This window comes from Williamsia sp. D3 (genome assembly GCF_000506245.1).
Taxonomy (GTDB): Bacteria; Actinomycetota; Actinomycetes; order Mycobacteriales; family Mycobacteriaceae; genus Williamsia; species Williamsia muralis.
In genome coordinates this window covers 39,346-56,917 of record NZ_AYTE01000015.1, presented here as the reverse complement: position 1 = coordinate 56,917, position 17,572 = coordinate 39,346, and the positions used below count along the sequence as shown (strand labels likewise).

The 17,572-nt window shown below is 63.8% G+C and carries 19 protein-coding genes and 1 pseudogene; 10 read left to right on the top strand and 10 right to left on the bottom strand.

The window, feature by feature from the left end:
* The first annotated feature begins 16 nt into the window (after positions 1 to 16).
* Positions 17 to 1,348: a serine hydrolase gene (locus W823_RS40350; RefSeq protein WP_235189496.1), complete on the top strand. Its 1,332-nt coding sequence runs from the start codon at positions 17 to 19 to the stop codon at positions 1,346 to 1,348.
* 92 nt (positions 1,349 to 1,440) lie between these two features.
* Positions 1,441 to 2,082 (top strand): PadR family transcriptional regulator, encoded by a 642-nt coding sequence (locus W823_RS40345; protein ID WP_023957196.1) that lies wholly within the window; start codon positions 1,441 to 1,443, stop codon positions 2,080 to 2,082.
* A 13-nt stretch (positions 2,083 to 2,095) separates the two neighbouring features.
* Here the strand turns inward: W823_RS40345 and W823_RS40340 are convergent, their stop codons facing one another.
* From W823_RS40340 to W823_RS40330, 3 genes are all read right to left on the bottom strand, one after another.
* Positions 2,096 to 3,604: a YdiU family protein gene (locus W823_RS40340; protein WP_031331993.1), complete on the bottom strand. Its 1,509-nt coding sequence runs from the start codon at positions 3,602 to 3,604 to the stop codon at positions 2,096 to 2,098.
* Positions 3,605 to 3,664: 60 nt separating this feature from the next.
* Entirely contained in the window at positions 3,665 to 3,916 is a 252-nt protein-coding gene (locus tag W823_RS40335) for a DUF6480 family protein (protein ID WP_023957192.1), read from the bottom strand.
* 66 nt (positions 3,917 to 3,982) lie between these two features.
* Positions 3,983 to 4,366, bottom strand: coding sequence for a DUF5313 domain-containing protein (locus W823_RS40330; RefSeq protein ID WP_023957190.1), 384 nt, complete (start codon positions 4,364 to 4,366; stop codon positions 3,983 to 3,985).
* Between the two features lie 294 nt (positions 4,367 to 4,660).
* Between W823_RS40330 and W823_RS40325 the strand changes: the two genes are divergently transcribed.
* The 3 genes from W823_RS40325 (at position 4,661) to W823_RS40315 (ending at position 5,757) form a co-directional block, all read left to right on the top strand.
* On the top strand, positions 4,661 to 5,119 hold the full coding sequence (locus W823_RS40325; protein ID WP_051406471.1) for a MarR family winged helix-turn-helix transcriptional regulator: 459 nt from the start codon (positions 4,661 to 4,663) through the stop codon (positions 5,117 to 5,119).
* A 171-nt stretch (positions 5,120 to 5,290) separates the two neighbouring features.
* Positions 5,291 to 5,521 (top strand): hypothetical protein, encoded by a 231-nt coding sequence (locus tag W823_RS40320; RefSeq protein WP_023957186.1) that lies wholly within the window; start codon positions 5,291 to 5,293, stop codon positions 5,519 to 5,521.
* Between the two features lie 20 nt (positions 5,522 to 5,541).
* Complete coding sequence (locus W823_RS40315; protein WP_023957184.1) at positions 5,542 to 5,757, top strand: hypothetical protein; 216 nt, start codon at positions 5,542 to 5,544, stop codon at positions 5,755 to 5,757.
* On the opposite strand, the gene W823_RS0128740 is transcribed toward W823_RS40315, so the two are convergent.
* The 5 genes and pseudogenes from W823_RS0128740 to W823_RS40300 all read right to left on the bottom strand — a co-directional run bounded on the left by W823_RS0128740 (position 5,754) and on the right by W823_RS40300 (position 10,868).
* Positions 5,754 to 6,389, bottom strand: a complete 636-nt coding sequence (locus tag W823_RS0128740; RefSeq protein ID WP_081729712.1) for an MFS transporter — start codon at positions 6,387 to 6,389, stop codon at positions 5,754 to 5,756. The genes W823_RS40315 and W823_RS0128740 overlap by 4 nt on opposite strands.
* 46 nt (positions 6,390 to 6,435) lie before the next feature.
* Entirely contained in the window at positions 6,436 to 6,597 is a 162-nt protein-coding gene (locus tag W823_RS58080; protein ID WP_161633996.1) for a hypothetical protein, read from the bottom strand.
* Between the two features lie 121 nt (positions 6,598 to 6,718).
* Positions 6,719 to 7,408, bottom strand: coding sequence for an enoyl-CoA hydratase/isomerase family protein (locus W823_RS40310; RefSeq protein ID WP_023957180.1), 690 nt, complete (start codon positions 7,406 to 7,408; stop codon positions 6,719 to 6,721).
* Between the two features lie 6 nt (positions 7,409 to 7,414).
* On the bottom strand, positions 7,415 to 8,317 hold the full coding sequence (locus tag W823_RS40305) for a cyclopropane mycolic acid synthase family methyltransferase (protein WP_152538036.1): 903 nt from the start codon (positions 8,315 to 8,317) through the stop codon (positions 7,415 to 7,417).
* A 314-nt stretch (positions 8,318 to 8,631) separates the two neighbouring features.
* Positions 8,632 to 10,868 (bottom strand): annotated as a pseudogene (locus W823_RS40300) (NADP-dependent isocitrate dehydrogenase).
* Positions 10,869 to 11,082: 214 nt separating this feature from the next.
* On the opposite strand from W823_RS40300, the gene W823_RS40295 reads away from it, so the two are divergent.
* Entirely contained in the window at positions 11,083 to 11,652 is a 570-nt protein-coding gene (locus W823_RS40295; protein WP_023957176.1) for a DinB family protein, read from the top strand.
* Positions 11,653 to 11,718: 66 nt separating this feature from the next.
* On the top strand, positions 11,719 to 12,804 hold the full coding sequence (locus tag W823_RS40290) for a spore photoproduct lyase family protein (RefSeq protein ID WP_051406464.1): 1,086 nt from the start codon (positions 11,719 to 11,721) through the stop codon (positions 12,802 to 12,804).
* Here W823_RS40290 and W823_RS40285 read toward each other — a convergent pair.
* Complete coding sequence (locus W823_RS40285) at positions 12,792 to 14,318, bottom strand: PAS domain-containing sensor histidine kinase (protein WP_023957171.1); 1,527 nt, start codon at positions 14,316 to 14,318, stop codon at positions 12,792 to 12,794. The genes W823_RS40290 and W823_RS40285 overlap by 13 nt on opposite strands.
* A gap of 155 nt (positions 14,319 to 14,473) precedes the next feature.
* Here W823_RS40285 and W823_RS40280 point away from each other — a divergent pair, with 155 nt between their 5' ends.
* The 3 genes from W823_RS40280 to W823_RS40270 all read left to right on the top strand — a co-directional run bounded on the left by W823_RS40280 (position 14,474) and on the right by W823_RS40270 (position 16,887).
* A complete protein-coding gene (locus tag W823_RS40280) occupies positions 14,474 to 15,646 on the top strand; it encodes an acyl-CoA dehydrogenase family protein (RefSeq protein WP_023957169.1) in 1,173 nt (390 codons plus the stop codon).
* Positions 15,647 to 15,708: 62 nt separating this feature from the next.
* Positions 15,709 to 16,074, top strand: coding sequence for a hypothetical protein (locus W823_RS40275; protein WP_023957167.1), 366 nt, complete (start codon positions 15,709 to 15,711; stop codon positions 16,072 to 16,074).
* 30 nt (positions 16,075 to 16,104) lie between these two features.
* Complete coding sequence (locus tag W823_RS40270; RefSeq protein ID WP_023957165.1) at positions 16,105 to 16,887, top strand: SDR family NAD(P)-dependent oxidoreductase; 783 nt, start codon at positions 16,105 to 16,107, stop codon at positions 16,885 to 16,887.
* A 32-nt stretch (positions 16,888 to 16,919) separates the two neighbouring features.
* On the opposite strand, the gene W823_RS40265 is transcribed toward W823_RS40270, so the two are convergent.
* On the bottom strand, positions 16,920 to 17,570 hold the full coding sequence (locus W823_RS40265; RefSeq protein WP_023957163.1) for a response regulator transcription factor: 651 nt from the start codon (positions 17,568 to 17,570) through the stop codon (positions 16,920 to 16,922).
* Positions 17,571 to 17,572 lie beyond the last annotated feature (2 nt).

Below are 17,572 nucleotides of genomic sequence, written 5' to 3'. Positions count from 1 at the left end.
CAAGGAGAGAGAGCACATGTCATCACCTTCTACATTGATCCGCGTAGGCCGGCGGCACGGGAACCGTAAGGCAGCGGCCGTCGCCGTGATGGTCACAGCGGCTCTTGTAGCCACCGCATGCTCGTCCGATTCGAGTAGTTCGTCGACGTCGTCGTCGCCGAGCAGCGCCGCGCCGGGTGGTGCGCTCGTGCCACTCGACCCCGCCGCGATGGACAAGGTGGTCGACGAGATGGCGACCGAGTTCCGCGAGATCGGCATGATGGTGTTGGTCCGGACGCCCGAGGGCGACTACACGAAGTCGTGGGGCACCCTCGGAATCGGCTCCTCTGAGGCTCCGACCCCAGACACCAAGGTGCGCATCGGTTCCAACACCAAGACGTGGACCGGCACGGCCATCATGCAGATGGTCCAAGAGGGCAAGATCTCCGTGGACGACCCGGTCAGCAAATACCGACCTGACGTCCCGAACGGGCAGAACATCACAATCGGCCAGCTACTGGACATGCGCAGCGGACTCTACAACTACACGGCCACGCTGGAGCTCAACACAGCACTCGACACCGAGACCCAAAAGGTCTGGACGCCTGAGGAATTGCTCAAACTCGCGTTCGCCAATCCACCGTTGGCCCCTCCGGGTACGGAGTACAACTACTCCAACACCAACACGGTGTTGCTGGGCCTCATTGCCGAGGAGCTCGACGGCAAGCCCCTTGCCCAGATCTTCCAGGACCGCTTCTTCTCCAAACTCGGAATGACCGGCACGTCGTTCCCGGCCAACACCGACACCTCCATTCCGGCGACCTACGTCAACGGTTACTCCTACAGCGGCAACGTCGAGACTTTGGGTGAAGGCAAGGAGTCGTTGTCGCCGGAGAGGCTGGCGGCGATCGAGGCGGGTACGGTCACACCGCGGACGACAACCAACGACAACCCGTCGTGGACTTGGGCTGCGGGGCAGGGCATTTCGACCGCCAACGACCTGGCCACCTGGGTCAAGGCGATCGGCAAGGGTGATCTGCTCGACGAGAAGACCCAGAAGCTGCGGATGGACAGCGTGCAACCGTCTGATCCCGAGGACCCATCGGGGAGTAGCTATGGCTACGGAATCGCCAAGATGGGACCGATGTACGGACACATCGGCGAGATGCCCGGCTACAACTCCTTCATGGGCTACGACCCGGTGAACGACGTCACCATAGTGGTATGGGGCAATCTTGCTCCGACCGCAGAAGGTATTCCGCCTGCGGCGATGGTTGCCAAGTCCCTGGTTCCCCTGATCTACGCGGGCCCGGCCACCGACACCGGCGAAGACATCGACGATGCGGCGGAGGACACAAGCGGCGGCTAGCGGCCGGCGGTCGCGGCGGCTCGCAGCAGCGTCTCGGTAGGATTGGCTCTCGCGGCCGTATCGAAACACGACGCTACGCGGGAAGGAGATCAGTGGCCCAGGGCGACCTCAACACGACGTCGTATGTGATCTTGGGTCTACTGACGGCCAAGGACAGATCGGCCTACGAAATCGCCGAGCAGGTCGGACGCGGGGTCTCCGCGCTGTGGCCGCGAGCAGACAGGCAGCGCTACAACGCACCGAAGCGACTCCTCGAACGTGGCCTCGTCACTGCGCGAACCGAACCGGCGGGCAAGCGCCGCAATCGGACGATCTACTCGATTACGCCACAGGGGCGTGCCGCACTCACCGAATGGCTGGCCACCCAGTCGCAGCCGCCCGCGTTGGTCTTCGAGGGAATGATCCGCGTGTGCTTCGCAGAACAAGGGTCGATCGAGGATCTGCGGGCGAACCTGCGCAACATGCGTGATCAGGCCGAGGCGGCCCGAAACCTGTTCATCTCCAACGCCGAACGGATGTTGGAACCGGATCGGGGTTCACATCCCGAACGCCGCCATCTGCTGACCTTGGCCAACCGCTACATGGTGGGGCACTACGCCCACATCATCGAGTGGTCGGAGTGGGCACTGTCGGAGACCGATTCATGGCCCGACACCGTCAGTCCGGCCGATACATCTCGGGGCCGTACCGAGGAGATCCTCAAAGCCGTGGTGCGTGAGGGCAGGGAAGAGTGAATTCCACCTGTGCTCAAGTCCCGCAGAACGTCTGAAAGTTCTCGCTGAACACCAGCGGGGCTGGCCCGCTGTATTCGGACCACTCGTCGCGTCGCTGGAACGGATGCGTGACAACGTCGAGCAACGTCTGGAAGGGGCCGAGATCGCCCTCCGTGGCGGCGCGCAATGCGGCGTCGAGATGGTGATTACGCGGAATGTAGATCGGGTTCACGCGGTCCATCGCTTCTGCGACTTCCGGGATCCCGACTCCCGCGCCCGCCAGAGCGCCGCGCCATCGTTGCAACCACGAAAGGGTGCGCTCACGAGGCAAAAGATTGTCCAGAGCGGTCGAGTCGCCGCGGAGTTCGTCGGCGAGGGCGCGGAAGGTGCTCGTCCAATCGACGCCGTGGTCGGCCAGCAGAGCGAGGAGTTCGTCGATCAATTCTGGCTCGACCACCGTCCCGGCCAAGCCGAGTTTCGCCGCCATGCCCGCCGAGTAGTGACTCGCGTAGCGCGCATCAAAAGTGTTCAGTACGTCGGTCACCGCGGCAATGGCGTCGTCGGGTTCAGAGGCGATCAGTGTCAGCAGGGTTTCTGCGAGGCGAGCCAGGTTCCACTTCAACACGGCGGGTTGGTTGCCGAACGCGTACCGGCCGCCGCGGTCGATGGAGCTGAAGACCGCGTTCGGGTCGAATGCGTCGAGGAAGGCGCAGGGGCCGTAGTCGATGGTCTCGCCCGAGATCGTCGTGTTGTCCGTGTTCATCACGCCGTGCACAAAGCCGGCGAGCATCCACTGCGCAACCAGTGAAGCCTGCGCATCCACCACCGCATCGAAGAAGGCCAGGTATCGGCTGTCTGGACCGTGCGCGGGCAGATCGGTCAGCGCCGGGTAATGGCGGGCGATCGCGTAGTCGGCGAGGGGCTGCAGGATCTCGCCCTGTCGAACCGCGAACTCGAAGGTGCCCACCCGCAGGTGGCTGGACGCAACCCGCGCGAGCACGGCTCCCGGCTCGAGACCGTTTCGGCGAACGGCTTGTCCGGTGGCAACCACCGACAGCGAGCGGGTCGTGGGGATTCCGAGGGCGTGAATGGCCTCGCTGACGAGGTATTCGCGCAGCATCGGCCCGACGACCGCGAAGCCGTCGCCGCCGCGCGAGAACGGGGTGCGTCCTGAACCCTTGAGGTGCAGGTCAATACGGTGGCCCTCGTCGGTCTTCAGTTCGCCGAGGAGCAGTGCCCGACCGTCGCCGAGCAGCGGCGTATACCCCCCGAACTGGTGGCCGGCGTACGCCATCGCGACTGGCTTTGCCCCGGGTGGCGGTGTTGTCCCGGACAGGACGGCGACTCCCTCGGCGCTGCGCAGCGTTTCGACATCGAGGTGCAAGGACTCCGCGAGTCGTTCGTTCAGCACGAGCAGGGTGGGGTCAGGGGAGGGAGCGCCCTGCCAAGGAACGGTGAGTGCCGTCAGCTCGTCGGCGAAAGTGCTCTCGAGGCCGGCTATCGCGGCCTTCGTGTCCACTGGTGGATGCGGTATCTCAGCCATCACACCAGGCTAGCGACCGAAGGTGGGCGGACGCCGTTCGAGCGTGGCCGGAGGCCGACATCAGAACAGGCCCACGACGCGGCCGATGAGACCGATCGCGATGATGAGCACGATGAACGAGATCACGCCGATGGCGATGATCGGACCGGTACGACCACGTTGAGGCGGTTCGTGATTCGGGCCGCCGACACCCGTTTCCGCTGGCGGGGTGTCACCGGGCGTGACGCTGCCCCCGGCTTCGAGCCCCGCGGTGTTGTTCGGTTCGGGGTTCTGTGGTTCGTACTTGGAGTTGTCAGGAGCGTCAGCAGGCATGTGGGCTGAGTACCCCAATCGACGATTGTGAACCAGCGGGGTGCACTACTACTGGCTTCGAGCGCTCTATTTGCCCCGGTATTTCTGTTCGTACGCTTCGTAGAGATGGGCGTCGCGCTTCCGGGCGATCGCGTTGACGAGATCGGGATCCAACCCGTGCTGGGCCAGACGATGACGTCGGTACACGCGGTTCAGGGCGATCGCAAACATCACGTAGGGCAAGAAGATGGGGACCGTCATGTTCAGGCGGACGTAGATCGACGCGTGCACGAAGAACATCGGGGCGAGCAGGAGGATGCAGGGTATCGCCCAGCGAATGATCATCCGCCGGGTGGCGCCGGGGCCCGCTTGGTCGTTGGCGACCCACGCACTCATGCTGTCGGGCAATTTGGCTCCGTAGCAGTACTTCACGTACTGGAAGAAGGCCGGTCGGTCTGCCTCGGATGTCACGCTCGCTCCACTTCTACGGTCTCCGGTGTCCCCAGGTGGGACGGCGCCGGTCTGTGAGTTCGATCGCGCTGAACCGGACTCGCCACTGGTGCGCACAGAGATACATCGTGCACTATCTAATAGGACGCTACGCCGGTGATGGGGCAGGAGCTAGTCATGATGACAGAGGTCACAACGTCGAGTGGACAGTGAATAAGACGCGATTGAATCGCGTGCTATGCAGTAGATTGGGTGTCAATCCGGTCATCAGCGCCGCTGGAAGTGGTGCTGCCTGTTCGATCGAGGAAGAGTTTCGTGAGCACAATTTCGAGGCAAGAAGAAGGCCATGTTGATCCCCTGGCTCTCGAACGGCAGGTCTGCTTTGCGCTGGCTGTCGCCAACCGCTCGGTGCTGGCTGTCTACCGGCCATTGCTCGAACCGCTCAACCTGACCCACCCGCAATACCTCGTGATGCTCGCGCTGTGGGAACAATCGCCGCGCTCGGTCAAAGAGATCGGCAATGCCCTGCAGCTCGACTCGGCCACGCTCTCGCCGCTCCTGAAAAGGCTGGAGACAACCGGGTACCTGACCCGCCGCCGCGATCCGGCAGACGAGCGATTGGCCGTCATCGACCTCACCGCACAAGGTCTCCGAGTCCGCGAGAAAGCACTTCTCATTCCCGATGCGGTCGTCGAGGCTCTCGGCGTCGACCTGGACACGCTCGAGCGGCTGCATTCGGTTCTGACGACAGTGAACGCCGCCGCACGGCGCTGAGTGGACTAGGGGCTTCACGGCGACCGCTCGTGGCTGCCGGCACTCAACGAATCAAGCGTTCGCGGTTGGCAGTTCGCTGAACATTCACGCACTGTTCGTCTGACGTCCGTCGCCACATCGGGATCTTCTGTCCACGTCACGAATTCGCCGCTCGCGGTACAGACTTGAGGTATGACACCACGTATCGCGCCAGCCGATCATGCGCGTTTGCTCGAGTTCGCAGAGCGGTGGTACCCGTTCGGGGGAGGCTCGGCCGAGGACATCTTTGTCGAGTTCGGGCTCACCGTGGATGCTTACTTCGAACGGTTGTCCGATGCGCTCGACGCCGATGTCGGTGGTTTGTCCCCCGAGGTGCACGAGGCTCTTCAAAGGATTTGCAATCAGCGACTGCATAGCGCTTAGGATCTACGACCATGCCGTCAGTGTCCGATAGCGTCAGTCCCAGCGAAGAGCAAGCGCGGTACTTCGCAGACCAGCTCGAGCGGTGGGCTGATCAACTCGAGGCCGAGCTGTCGGGCCGGGCGGCGGTGCCGGTGGCCGTGCAGCACGCCAAGCGCCGCGAGTTGTACGACGTCCAGCGCCAGATCAAAGCTCTGCGAGATCGATTCCCGAATGCCTTCGAACCCAGGCGGCGCTAGCTGCGATTGCTGGTCAGCCGAGGGCTGGGCGACCCGGCAGGCGGCGAGGGGTCGTGCATCCGGTCGACCTGCTCCAGACTGATCCCTGTCGTCTCGACTCGGAACCACCAGGTGATCAGGGCGCCGAGCAGCGATGTGCCCGCCAGGATGAGGACGATGGCGGCCGTGCCCGATTCTTCGAGAAGGATCGGGAAGAGTAAGGCTGTGAGGACGGCGCCCACCTTTGCCACCGAGGCCGCCATGCCTGCACCGGTACCCCGCAGGTGGGTGGGGAACACCTCGCCTGCCAACAGGTATGTCATCGAGTTCGGGCCGAGATTGGTCATCAGGTTGAACAACATGAAGCCGGCAAAGACCAGGACGATCTGCAGGGTTCCCGTCATGACCGTCGACAGGGCCGCGATGACGAGACCGACTGCGCAGCCGAGGAACCCGAAGACCTGCAGTCGGATTCGGCCGAACCTGTCCACCAGGACGACAGCGAGGACGATGCCGATCAGCAGGAAGGCGTCGATCATCACGGCGCCTTCGGTGCCCTGGAGGTCGTTGTCGACGACGGCGGTGACGGTCGACTCGTTCGCGGCGGCTGTGCCCACAGTCGCCGCGATGACGGTGGGTGTGAAGATACCGATGCCGTAGGTGCCGAGGTCGGCAGCGCCACCCCGACCATGAAGACGATCATTCCTCGAAGAACTTGCCTGCCGACGCCAACAGCCAGATGCGCTTCTGCATCGAGGTCATCGCCCCGGCGGTGGCCGGCGTGCCGTCGCGCCAGGCCGGCACCTCGTCGATGTACTGCTGCACCGTTGTCGGGCGGCCGTCCCGATCAGTCGCTGTCATCGGCTCTCGCCACCGCCCGCCCCTGTACTCGGCTACCCAGACGGGGGCACCCTACAACGTCACGGTGAACCCGGGTTGTCCTGCACAAGAACGTAATCGGCAGCGACCGCCGCTTGTCGCGCTACTGGTTGTATCCGCTGACCGGCTGCTTCAGTGCTTCGAACACCTCTGGATGCAGACCACGTTTGATGTCACCGAGTACCTCAGACCGGGTGTTGGCGTTGGAGCGGGCCCACTCGACCGCGGCGGTCAGCACGTCGGCCTCTTCCGCGACCTCGTCGACAAGCCCCAACCGAAGTGCCTCTTCTCCGCCGTATCGCCGGCCTGTCATCAGTGCTTCATGTCCGGCACGTGCAGGCAGACGCGCAGCGGTCAGCGCCAGCACCCCGGGTGCATAGGCTGCACCCAGGGTGATGCCGGGGAAGCAGAGATAACCGCGGTCGGCCCGCATCACCGAGTGGTCGTGGGCGATGGCGAGGAACGCACCTGCGCCGAAAGCGTGACCTTGCATCGCCGCCACCGTCGGCATCGGAAACGCCAGGAGGCGCGCGAGCAGAGCCTGGATTTCACTCAGGCACCAGTCGATCTGGCCCGGATTTTGCGCGCCCCAGCTCAAATCTGCGCCGGTGGAGTAGTACTTGCCGTGGCCGGTTGTGACCAGGGCGCGCGGCCCGACCTCGGCTTCCACCTCGTCGAGCAGAGCATGAGCGGTCTTGAGCCAGTCCGGATTGAAACGGTTCTGAGGATCGGGGGAGTCGTGCCCGCCGAGATGCAGAACCGACACCTCGCCGTCTTTGTCCAAGTAGGGCACTGTTCCTCAGCCCTGTGAGAACTTCGCCGGAAGTGGCCGGGCGGTCGGCTTGGCCAGACTGAACTGCATGATGTCGATGTACCCCTTACGGAAGTAATCGGCACAACCGGTCAGGTACTTCACGTAGGTGTTGTAGGTGTCCTCCGAGGCGACCTCGATCGCCTCGTCGCGCCGCTTCTGCAACGCCTCCGCCCAGCAATCGAGCGTGCGCGCGTAGTGCAACTGCAGCGGATGGACGCGCTCGACGGTGAAGCCGGCTCGATTCGCGCCGTCCACCACCCACTGTGGTTCGGGCAGTTGGCCACCGGGGAAGATCTCGTACTGGATGAACTTCCCGAACTCCATGATCTCCCGGTTGATCGGCAGGCCCTTGTCCCGGATCTGGTGACGGTTGAAGCCGACGATGGTGTGCAACAGCATCCTGCCGTCGTCGGGCAGGAGCGTGTTGCAACGGTCGAAGAATGCGTCATAGCGTTCACGCCGGAAGTGCTCGAATGCGCCGATCGACACGATCCGGTCGACCGGCTGGTCAAAATCCTCCCAGCCCTGCAATCGCACCTCTGCACTGCGATGGGTGGCAGACCGGTTCTCCAGCAATTCGCTGGCACAACGGTGCTGATTGCGGCTGAGGGTGAGTCCGATGACGTTCACGTCGTACTTCTCTACTGCGTGGAGCAGGGTCGATCCCCACCCGCAGCCGACGTCGAGCAGTGTCATACCCGGCTCCAGGTCGCATTTGCCCAGTGCCAGATCGATTTTGGCGATCTCTGCTTCCTCGAGTGTCATCTCGTCGCGCTCGAAATACGCGCAGCTGTATGTGCGGGTGGGGTCGAGGAACAACGCGAAGAACTCGTCGGACAAGTCGTAGTGGGACTGCACGTCATCGTAGAACGGCGTCAATTCGGTCATCGAAGGCATTCCTTCCATGCCTGCGGCCGATGCCGCCCACACGGGTTTGGTTTGGTCTCGATTCACCAGCGCGGGGCGCAAACATCGGCACAGACAGATTCCGGTGTCTGGCGGCGACCCGCGTTCTTGGAGCCGGTGTGACGGCAGTCACTTTGCCATAGAACGCAACGATTTTCCATTCGTGGAATGCGCGCGTCCGATACCACCTGGAAAGAGCAAAGGACGGATCGTGGGAGACCTCATGTCTCCCACGATCCGTCCATGTCAAAAAGGTTGCTGTTCAGACGATTTGGTCCGTCAGCGCTGCGGGCACGTCACTTCTGGGCAGACTCCAGGGCCTCGTTGAAGGTCTTGCTCGGCCGCATGACGGCGGTCGCGAGTTCGGGGTCGGGCGCGTAGTACCCGCCGATGTCCGCGGGTTGCCCCTGGGCCTCGTTGAACTCCTTGACGATGGTGTCTTCGTTCTCGGCCAGCGACTTGGCCAGCGGTGCGAAGTACTTGCGCAGTTCCTCGTCCTCGGTCTGGTCGGCCAGCTCCTGCGCCCAGTACATCGCGAGATAGAACTGGCTGCCCCGGTTGTCGAGTTCGCCGGTGTTGCGCGAGGGCCCCTTGCTGTTCTCCAGCAGCTTTCCGGTTGCGGCATCGAGTGTTTTCGCCAAGATGGTCGCCCGCTTGTCGCCGGTCTTGGTGCCGAGGTCCTCCAGGCTGACGGCGAGCGCCAGGTACTCGCCGAGCGAATCCCACCGTAGATGGTTCTCTTCGAGCAGCTGCTTGACGTGCTTGGGTGCCGAGCCGCCGGCGCCCGTTTCGTACAGTCCGCCGCCTGCCATCAACGGCACGATCGAGAGCATCTTGGCGCTCGTGCCCAGCTCGAGGATCGGGAACAGATCGGTGAGGTAGTCACGCAGGATGTTGCCGGTCGCGGAGATGGTGTCGAGACCGCGGACGAGCCGTTCCATCGTGTACCGGATGGCCCGCACCTGCGACATGATCTGGATGTCGAGTCCCTCGGTGTCGTGGTCGGCGAGGTACGTCTTCACCTTCGTGATCAGTTCGTTCTCGTGCGGACGGTAGGGATCGAGCCAGAACACCACGGGCATCCCCGACTCACGCGCACGCCGCACGGCCAGCGCCACCCAGTCGCGGATCGGCGCATCCTTGACGATGCAGAGGCGCCAGATGTCGCCTTCTTCCACGTTCTGGGTCAAGAGCACCTCGCCCGTGGCGAGGTCGGTGATATTGGCGACGCCGCCTTCGGGAACCTCGAAGGTCTTGTCGTGTGAACCGTATTCCTCGGCCTTCTGCGCCATCAGGCCGACATTGGGGACGGTGCCCATCGTCGCCGGGTCGAAGGCGCCGTTGGTCTTACAGAAGTTCACCATCTCCTGGTAGATGCGGGAGAAGGTGGACTCAGGGTTCACGGCCTTGGTGTCCTTGGGGCGGCCATCGGCGCCGTACATCTTGCCGCCGGCCCGGATCATCGCCGGCATGGAGGCATCGACGATCACGTCGCTCGGCGAATGGAAGTTCGAGATGCCGCGGGCGGAATCGACCATCGCCAGCTCGGGACGGTGCTCGTGGCACTTGTGGAGGTCGTCGATGATCTCTTCTTTTTTCGACGCCGGGAGTGACTCGATCTTGTCGTACAGATCGGACAAGCCGTTGTTGACATTGACACCCAGCTCATCGAACAGCTCGCCGTGCTTGGCGAACGCGTCCTTGTAGAAAACCCGCACCGCGTGCCCGAAGACGATGGGATGCGACACCCGCATCATGGTGGCCTTGACGTGGAGCGAGAACATGACGCCCGTCTTGTAGGCGTCTTCCATTTGCTCTTCGTAGACTGGATCAGGGCCTTCTTGCTCATGAACATGCTGTCGATCACGTCGCCGGCATTGAGCGTCACCTTGGGCTTGAGCACAAGCGTCTGGCCGCTCTCGGTCAGCAGTTCCATCTTGACCTCGCGGTCGCTGTCCACGGTCATCGACTTCTCGCCGTGGTAGAAATCGCCCTCGCGCATGTGTGCCACGTGGGTGCGTGACGCCATCGACCACTCGCCCATGCTGTGGGGGTGCTTGCGCGCGTACTCTTTCACTGCCTTGGGTGCGCGCCGGTCCGAATTGCCTTCGCGCAGGACGGGATTGACCGCACTGCCGAGGCACTTGACGTAGCGATCGTGGATCTCTTTTTCTTCGTCCGTCTTCGGGTTGCCCGGGTAGTCGGGGAGTTTGTACCCCTTGGACTTGAGCTCCTTGATCGCGGCGAGCAACTGCGGCACCGAGGCGCTGATGTTCGGCAGCTTGATGATGTTGGTGTCGGGCAGTTGGGTGAGCCGGCCCAGCTCGCCCAGGTTGTCCGGAATGCGCTGATCTTCGGGCAGGTAATCGGGGAACTCGGCGAGGATGCGGCTCGCCACGGAGATGTCGGTTGATTCGACGTTGATGTCAGCCGCACCGGCGAAAGCACGGACCACCGGCAGGAAGGCGTGGGTCGCAAGCATCGGCGCCTCGTCCGTCAGTGTGTAGATGATGGTGGGCTGCTTCGCGTTCATATTTGCTTCGTCTCCGGTTTCCGTAGCGTTTTCAGAGGGGTTTTGCCCCTAGTTACCAGTATCACGGCGAATGGGACATCGTGCGAGCAAAGGGGTGGGTGGGTGCTGACCGCCCGCAAACCGGTGTGTGAACGGCGGGCAATCGCGGACCGTTTCTGACCGCAATCGGTCATAACGTCATGGGCGTTCAGTTCCTCCCCGAAAGGACCACACCATGGCCGGCACATACACCTCCGTCACCCTCAGCGTCCCCGTCACCGGCGAGAAAGCCGACATCCTGACGCTTCTCGCCGATCAGCGAGCGCTGCTGAAGGTCACCGCACGCGGCCTCACCGACGCTCAGTCCCGCACGCGGTCGACGGTCAGTGGACTCACCATCGGCGGCTTGATCAAGCACCTCGCCCGTGGCGAACGAGAACATGCAGCGACCATCCGCGAGCGCGACGAGAACGCCGAGTTCGACATGGACGCGGCTGTGGACGCGTACGCCCTCAATGAGGGCGAGACACTCTCGGATTGGCTGGACGAGTACGACCGGGCCGCCGCAGACTACGACCGTGTGATCGCAGAGGTCGAGAGTCTCGACGACCTGATTCCTCAGCCGACCGCACCCTGGCAGCCCGAGCGGGAATGGTGGTCGGTCCGCAAGATGGCGCTGCATCTGCTCCGTGAGACCGCGCATCACTGCGGCCACGCCGACATCATCCGCGAGGCGCTCGACGGTCAGAGCACCATGGCGGCCATCTCCGGGGACATGGATTGGAGTGACGGCCTCGGGGAGTGACCGCGACCGGCTTGCGGGTCTGTTGTCCGGCGGCCGGTTGTCAGAGGCCCGTGATAGTTGTCGGCCGTGACCTCTTCGTCGTCTGCGCGCCCCCGTTCGCCGTTGCTGCAGGTGCGCCGGATCTGGGCCGAGCCGGAGGCTCAAGCCGATCTGCGCGGCCAGCAGGTGCTCGCGCGATTCCCCGACGCCGAGATCATCGACGTCGAGTCGCACTGGCAGATCCCGTCGTTGCACGGCAACGAGGGCAACGTCGATCGATGGGTCAGGGTCAAGACCGAAGATCTTGTCCTCGGTGTGAAGAAGTCGCTGACGGCGCGACCCAACGGGAGGTCTGCTGACTGGATCGCGCCGTCGACGGCCAACGGGTGCGCCATGGCCTGCGCCTATTGCTATGTGCCGCGCCGGAAGGGTTACGCCAACCCGGTCACCGTGTTCACCAACATCGACGCCATCGTCGGCTACATCGGCAGGCACATCCGGCGGCAGGGCGCCAAGCCCGCGCCCAACCAGTGCGATCCGGCTGATTGGGTCTACGACATCGGCGAGAACAGCGACTGCAGCGTGGATGCGACCATCAGCGACAACGTTGCCGACCTCATCGCGTTCTTCGCCAGACAGGCCGGCGCCAAGGCCAGCTTTGCCACCAAGTACGTGAACCGGGACCTGCTCGACCTCGACCCGCGGCGGGGCACCCGCATCCGGTTCTCGCTGATGCCGGAGGCGGACTCGAAGTTGCTCGACATCCGTACGTCGACCATCGACGACCGCCTCGCGGTGTTGAACGACTTCGTCGACGCCGGGTACGAGGTGCACCTGAACTTCTCGCCGGTGGTGCTCTCCGCCGGATGGCGGGAGCGCTGGACGGAGCTGCTCCGCCGTCTGGGCGATGCGACGGATGAACGTTTCAAACAGCAGGCGGCAGTCGAGATCATCACGCTCACCCACAACCGCGACCTGCACGAGGTGAACCTCGGCTGGCACCCCAAGGCCGAAGAGGTGTTGTGGACTCCGGGCATCCAGCAGACCAAGCGGTCGCAGTCGGGCGGAATCAACGTGCGGTATCGCAACACGGTCAAAGCCGACGCCGTGCACACGATGGTCGAGCTGATCGCGACGCACGCCCCGTGGCTGACTGTCCGCTATGCGTTCTGACCAGTCGGATCCGGATCGTCGCCGAGGGGGAGATGAAACTCGAACACGGCGCCGCGAGGGAAGTTCTCGTGAGCCGACAGGGTTCCACCCTGGCGGGTGATGATCCGGTGGCTCAGGGCCAGCCCGATGCCGTGGCCGGTCGACTTGTCGGTGAACGCGCCGTCGAAAATGCGGCCGGAAGGCATGTGTGACAAGCCTTTTCCTTGATCGGTGACGGTGAAAACGCCAAAGCCTCGCTCCCGCCGCACCGCCACCGACACCATTCGTTGCTCCGCCGGCCACTCCGCCATCTCCTCGATGGCGTTGAAACACAGGTTGAGCACCACTTGCCCGGTCAGCACCCGCTCGCACACCACTTCGACCGGGTTTTCGGCAGGTGCGTACTGCACGATGACCCCCCGTTCCCGGGCGCGCAGGTCGATGAAATAAGCACACTCCGCGACGATGTCGTTGAGGTCTGTGTGCTGCTGTGACTCCTCGAGAGTGGTGACGTACTCCCGCAGGCTCCGCACGATGTTGTTGGCCCGATCGAGTTGTCTGCGTGCATGTTCGAGGCCGCGGTGGATGTCTTCCTGCCCCGACTGGCCGTCGCCGAGGCGGCTCTGTGTACCCGCCAGGTAATTGGTGGCGGCAGCGAGCGGCTGGGCGAGCTCATGAGCGATGGCCATGGCCATGTCGCCCATCGCGTTGTACCGGGCCAGATGATTGAGGTACTGGGCGTCACGGCGATGCGCTTGCTCGGTGAGGACGTGTTCGGTCACGTCATGACACAGCAGCAGTGAACCGCTGAGGTCGTTCTCGATCTCGATGTGCTGACAACTACCCGAATGCCATCGCACACGTCCACTGGGCAGAGCCAGCTCATAGCGGATGCTCTCTGGTTCACCGTGGCGCGCTGTGCGCCCGAGCGCGGCCTGCACGCTCAGTCTGGATTCTCCTGGACGGCAGAAGTCGATGAACTGTGCGCCGACCAGGTCATCGACCGACGAGTCGAGCAATGTGGCCGCTGCCTCACTTGCGTAGGTGATCAGGCCGTCGTCGTCGAGGACAAGAATGCCTTCGCTCATGCTCCGTAGAAACGCCGCCAGACGTGCCTCGGTTCTGGTCAGGTCGGCCTCGGTGCGTACCAGGTTGCTACGCATCAGCGCTTCGTGTTCGATGTCGCGGAACTGGACCATCACCACCGGGCGGGCGGACAGTTCGACGCGGATGGCGATCGCCTCGGTGAGGATTACTCGGCCGCTTTTGGCCCGGTATGCCCATTCGGTGACCGCCACACCGTTGTCCGCGGCGTCCTGCAGCCATTGACGGCCGACCGACCGCCGGTACCGACGCTCGCGGGCACTCATGTCCGGTGCCTTGAGGGGACGCAGTTCCTCCACACTGAACTCCAGGAGTTCGGCGGCCGCCGGGTTGGCCCACAGGATGTCTTTCGTCACCGCGTCGTGTACGAGGACGCAGTACCGCAGTGACCTGACCAGGCGCTCGTAGTCGCTTGCCGTCAATTCGGGCACATCCGCCTCCTTTGCAGGCCTTCAGCATCGGGTGCCCGGGGCCGGGGTGCAAGTAAGGAATTGCTTAGTCGCCACGCGGGAAGTCCCGATACCGCGGAATCGGCCGCGTCCATAGCGTTTGCGGCAGAGCGATTTCGAACGAATGGGAGACGGCGATGACGACCGAGAGCGTGACGCAGAAGGTGTCCGCGGAACCGGCGGGTCCGGCACGAGACGCAGCTTTTGATCACGCACTCGAGGTGCTCCGAGCACGTCGCGACGAGTTCAACGAGCAGCGATTTGTGCCCAGGGACTACGTCGAACTCCTCAAGCGCGCCGGGATCTACCGCGCCTCCACGCCGGCCGCGTTCGGCGGTGAGCCCGTGCCGCCCGCCGACTTCATGCGACTGATCGAGCGCATCTCCGCTGTCGATCCGGCCACAGGATGGGTCTCGAGCTTCGGTTCGGCGCTGGTCTACTTCGCGGCTCTGCCCGTCGAGACCCAGGAGAAGATTTATGCCGAAGGGCCCGATGTCGCCTATGCCGGTGGTCTTTTCCCGATGCAGAAGGCCGAAAAGGTCGACGGTGGCTTCGTCTGCTCGGGCGTATGGCAGTTCGCCAGCGGATGCCGCGGCGCGGACATCCTGGGCATCGGACTCGTCGGTGGGCCGGACACCGGAGGCAAACCACTGACCGCCCTCGTCCACCCCGACGATGTGGAGATCGTCGACAACTGGTCGGTGGCCGGGATGAAGGCCACCGGAAGCCACTCGATCCGCGCTGAGAGGCTGTTCGTCCCCGACGAGATGACCTTCGTCCGGGGCGGGGCTCCGCAGGTCGACGAACCCCTCACCCGGTATCCGTCGCTGGCCTACGCCGCGCAGGTGCTTGCGGTGGTGGCGCTGGGCGCGGCCAGGGGAGCTCTCGACCACGTCATCGAGGTGGGGGCGGCCAAGTCGTCCATCACCGGCGGTGAGGCCAAGGGCAATCGGCCCGCCTACAAGTCGGGAGTTGCCAAGGCAGAGGCGGAGTTGCGGTCAGCGCGCGCCTTCTTCTACGAGACCAGCGAGCAGGTATGGCGCAAAGCTGTTGCCGACGAGCCCATCTCGGACACGGACCGGGCGATGTTGCGGCTGTGCGCAACACACGCCGCGCATGTCGGGCGTGCTGTGGTGCTGCAGGCGTTCGACCTTGCGGGCACCGGCGCGATCTACGAGACCCACCCACTGCAGAGATATGTGCAGGACGCACTTGTCCCCGCACAGCACGCCATGCTGCAGACCCATACGTACGAGGCAGCCGGCGCGCTGATCCTCGGACTGGACGCCGGGATTCCCAGCTTCCCCTGAACGCTGCCTTCCCCAGGCATTGTGCAGCAGCAACATTCACCTCGACCAAGGAGTAGGACATCATGGCCACCGAGCCGCTACGCACACTCTTCTGCATCGGCAACAACCAGAACTTCTTCGACCTGCCGAAGTCCGAGATCGGCCCCGTCTGGGTTGCCATCTCGACGATGCTGTCGAACCTCAAGAACATGGACGGCGTCGACATCATCGGCACGTTCGACGACGATTCGCACATGGTGGGACCGTCGGACGGTTGGCCCTGGACGTGTTACGTGCTGGCCGATGTGCGTGATCAGCCGACGGTCAAGGAAGCCTGCAACCTGCTTCGCACCACCATGATCGGCGAATACGCCCTGTGGAAGTACTTCAAGATCGAGGCCCGGATGGGCCGCGAGTTGACGATCCGCGACGACGTCGCACTTGACTGACCACACGAGCGCCGACCACGAGGTGAACCGATGATGCGAGACGAGCACCCCACCCAGACCGGTCACGCAACACAGGCCGGTATCGCCGTGGTGACCGGGGCGGCAGGGGGAATGGGTCGCCACATTGCCGGCCGACTGCACGCGGACGGTCATCGAGTTCTCCTCACCGACATCGCGGTCGACGCGGCCGAGTTGTTTGCGGCCGAACTCTCACCCGATGGCACCACCGCACGTGCGGTGGCACTGGATGTGGCCCACCGAGCAGAGTTCGCCCGCGTGCTCGACGAGTGCCGCGGACTCTGGGGTGTACCAACCATTCTGGTGAACAACGCCGCAGTCACCCAGGCGGCCGACCTGATGACCCTCGGCGAGGAGGACTTCACGCGGGTGCTGACGACAAACGTCAACAGCATCTTCTTCGGTTGCCAGATATTCGGTGCGGCAATGGCCGAACAGGGGTACGGCCGAATCGTCAACATGGCCTCGCTTGCCGGTCAGAACGGTGGGACCGCGACAGGCGGGCACTATGCGTCGTCGAAAGGCGCGATCCTCACGGCCACCAAGATCTTTGCCCGAGAGCTCGCAGCGCAGGGGGTGACGGTGAACGCCATAGCGCCTGGCCCACATGATCTTCCGGTGGTCCGCGCAACCGTACCGCCCGAGAAACTGGATGCGGTGATCGCGGGTATCCCGGTCGGCAGGCTCGGCGACCCGGCGTTCATCGGTGACGTGGTGAGTTTGCTGACGTCTGCCGGCGCGAGTTTTGTCACGGGCGCATGCTGGGACGTCAACGGGGGTCTAAACCTTCGCTGACCTGCCGTGGGGACGACAGCGACGAGGGAGCTCTAGTCGTGGTCGACGGCGATGTCGACGTCGAAGCGCAGGACATCACGCACCAGCGTGCTGATACTGTCCGCGTCGGTCTTGCTCTTGATCCGCGCGCGGTGCACGTCGACCGTCTTGACACTCATCCCGAGGCGGCGAGCGATGTTCTGACTGGGTAGCCCCTCGACAACCAGGGCCAGGATCTGGCGTTCGCGAGGTGTCAGCGACGCCACCTTGACCTGCACCGCCTGCTGCAGACGGAACTGCCGGAACTTGCTGTCGGCCTTCTCGACGCCGGCCTGAACCGCGTCGAGCAGGCGCTGCGGTTCGTATGGTTTCTCGAGGAAGTCGAGTGCCCCGGCCTGAAGGGTCTTCACCGACATCCGGATGTCACCGTGGGCGGAGACGAAGATGATCGCCACGTGGGGTGCAAACGCAGTCAGCTTCTCCTGCAAGCGGGTTCCGCTGATCTGGGGCATCCGGACATCGAGCACGATGCACGCCGCGTGGTCGCCGTTGTACGCCGAGAGGAACTCGTCGGCGCTGTGGAAGATCCGCGGCGTGATGCCGATGCTGTCCAGTAACCAAGCCACCGACTCGCACAGTTCGGGATCGTCATCGACAACGTAGACCGTTGCCGGTCGTGGCTCATCGGTTGGCTGATCGGACATTT

Bases quoted from the DNA above. Each gene is read 5' to 3' on its own strand.
- W823_RS40350 (WP_235189496.1), top strand. From the start codon at position 17: ATGTCATCACCTTCTACATTGATCCGCGTAGGCCGGCGGCACGGGAAC.
- W823_RS40340 (WP_031331993.1), bottom strand. From the start codon at position 3,604: ATGGCTGAGATACCGCATCCACCAGTGGACACGAAGGCCGCGATAGCC.
- W823_RS40335 (WP_023957192.1), bottom strand. From the start codon at position 3,916: ATGCCTGCTGACGCTCCTGACAACTCCAAGTACGAACCACAGAACCCC.
- W823_RS40320 (WP_023957186.1), top strand. From the start codon at position 5,291: ATGACACCACGTATCGCGCCAGCCGATCATGCGCGTTTGCTCGAGTTC.
- W823_RS58080 (WP_161633996.1), bottom strand. From the start codon at position 6,597: ATGACAGCGACTGATCGGGACGGCCGCCCGACAACGGTGCAGCAGTAC.
- W823_RS40305 (WP_152538036.1), bottom strand. From the start codon at position 8,317: ATGACCGAATTGACGCCGTTCTACGATGACGTGCAGTCCCACTACGAC.
- W823_RS40295 (WP_023957176.1), top strand. From the start codon at position 11,083: ATGGCCGGCACATACACCTCCGTCACCCTCAGCGTCCCCGTCACCGGC.
- W823_RS40280 (WP_023957169.1), top strand. From the start codon at position 14,474: ATGACGACCGAGAGCGTGACGCAGAAGGTGTCCGCGGAACCGGCGGGT.
- W823_RS40275 (WP_023957167.1), top strand. From the start codon at position 15,709: ATGGCCACCGAGCCGCTACGCACACTCTTCTGCATCGGCAACAACCAG.
- W823_RS40270 (WP_023957165.1), top strand. From the start codon at position 16,105: ATGATGCGAGACGAGCACCCCACCCAGACCGGTCACGCAACACAGGCC.
- W823_RS40265 (WP_023957163.1), bottom strand. From the start codon at position 17,570: ATGTCCGATCAGCCAACCGATGAGCCACGACCGGCAACGGTCTACGTT.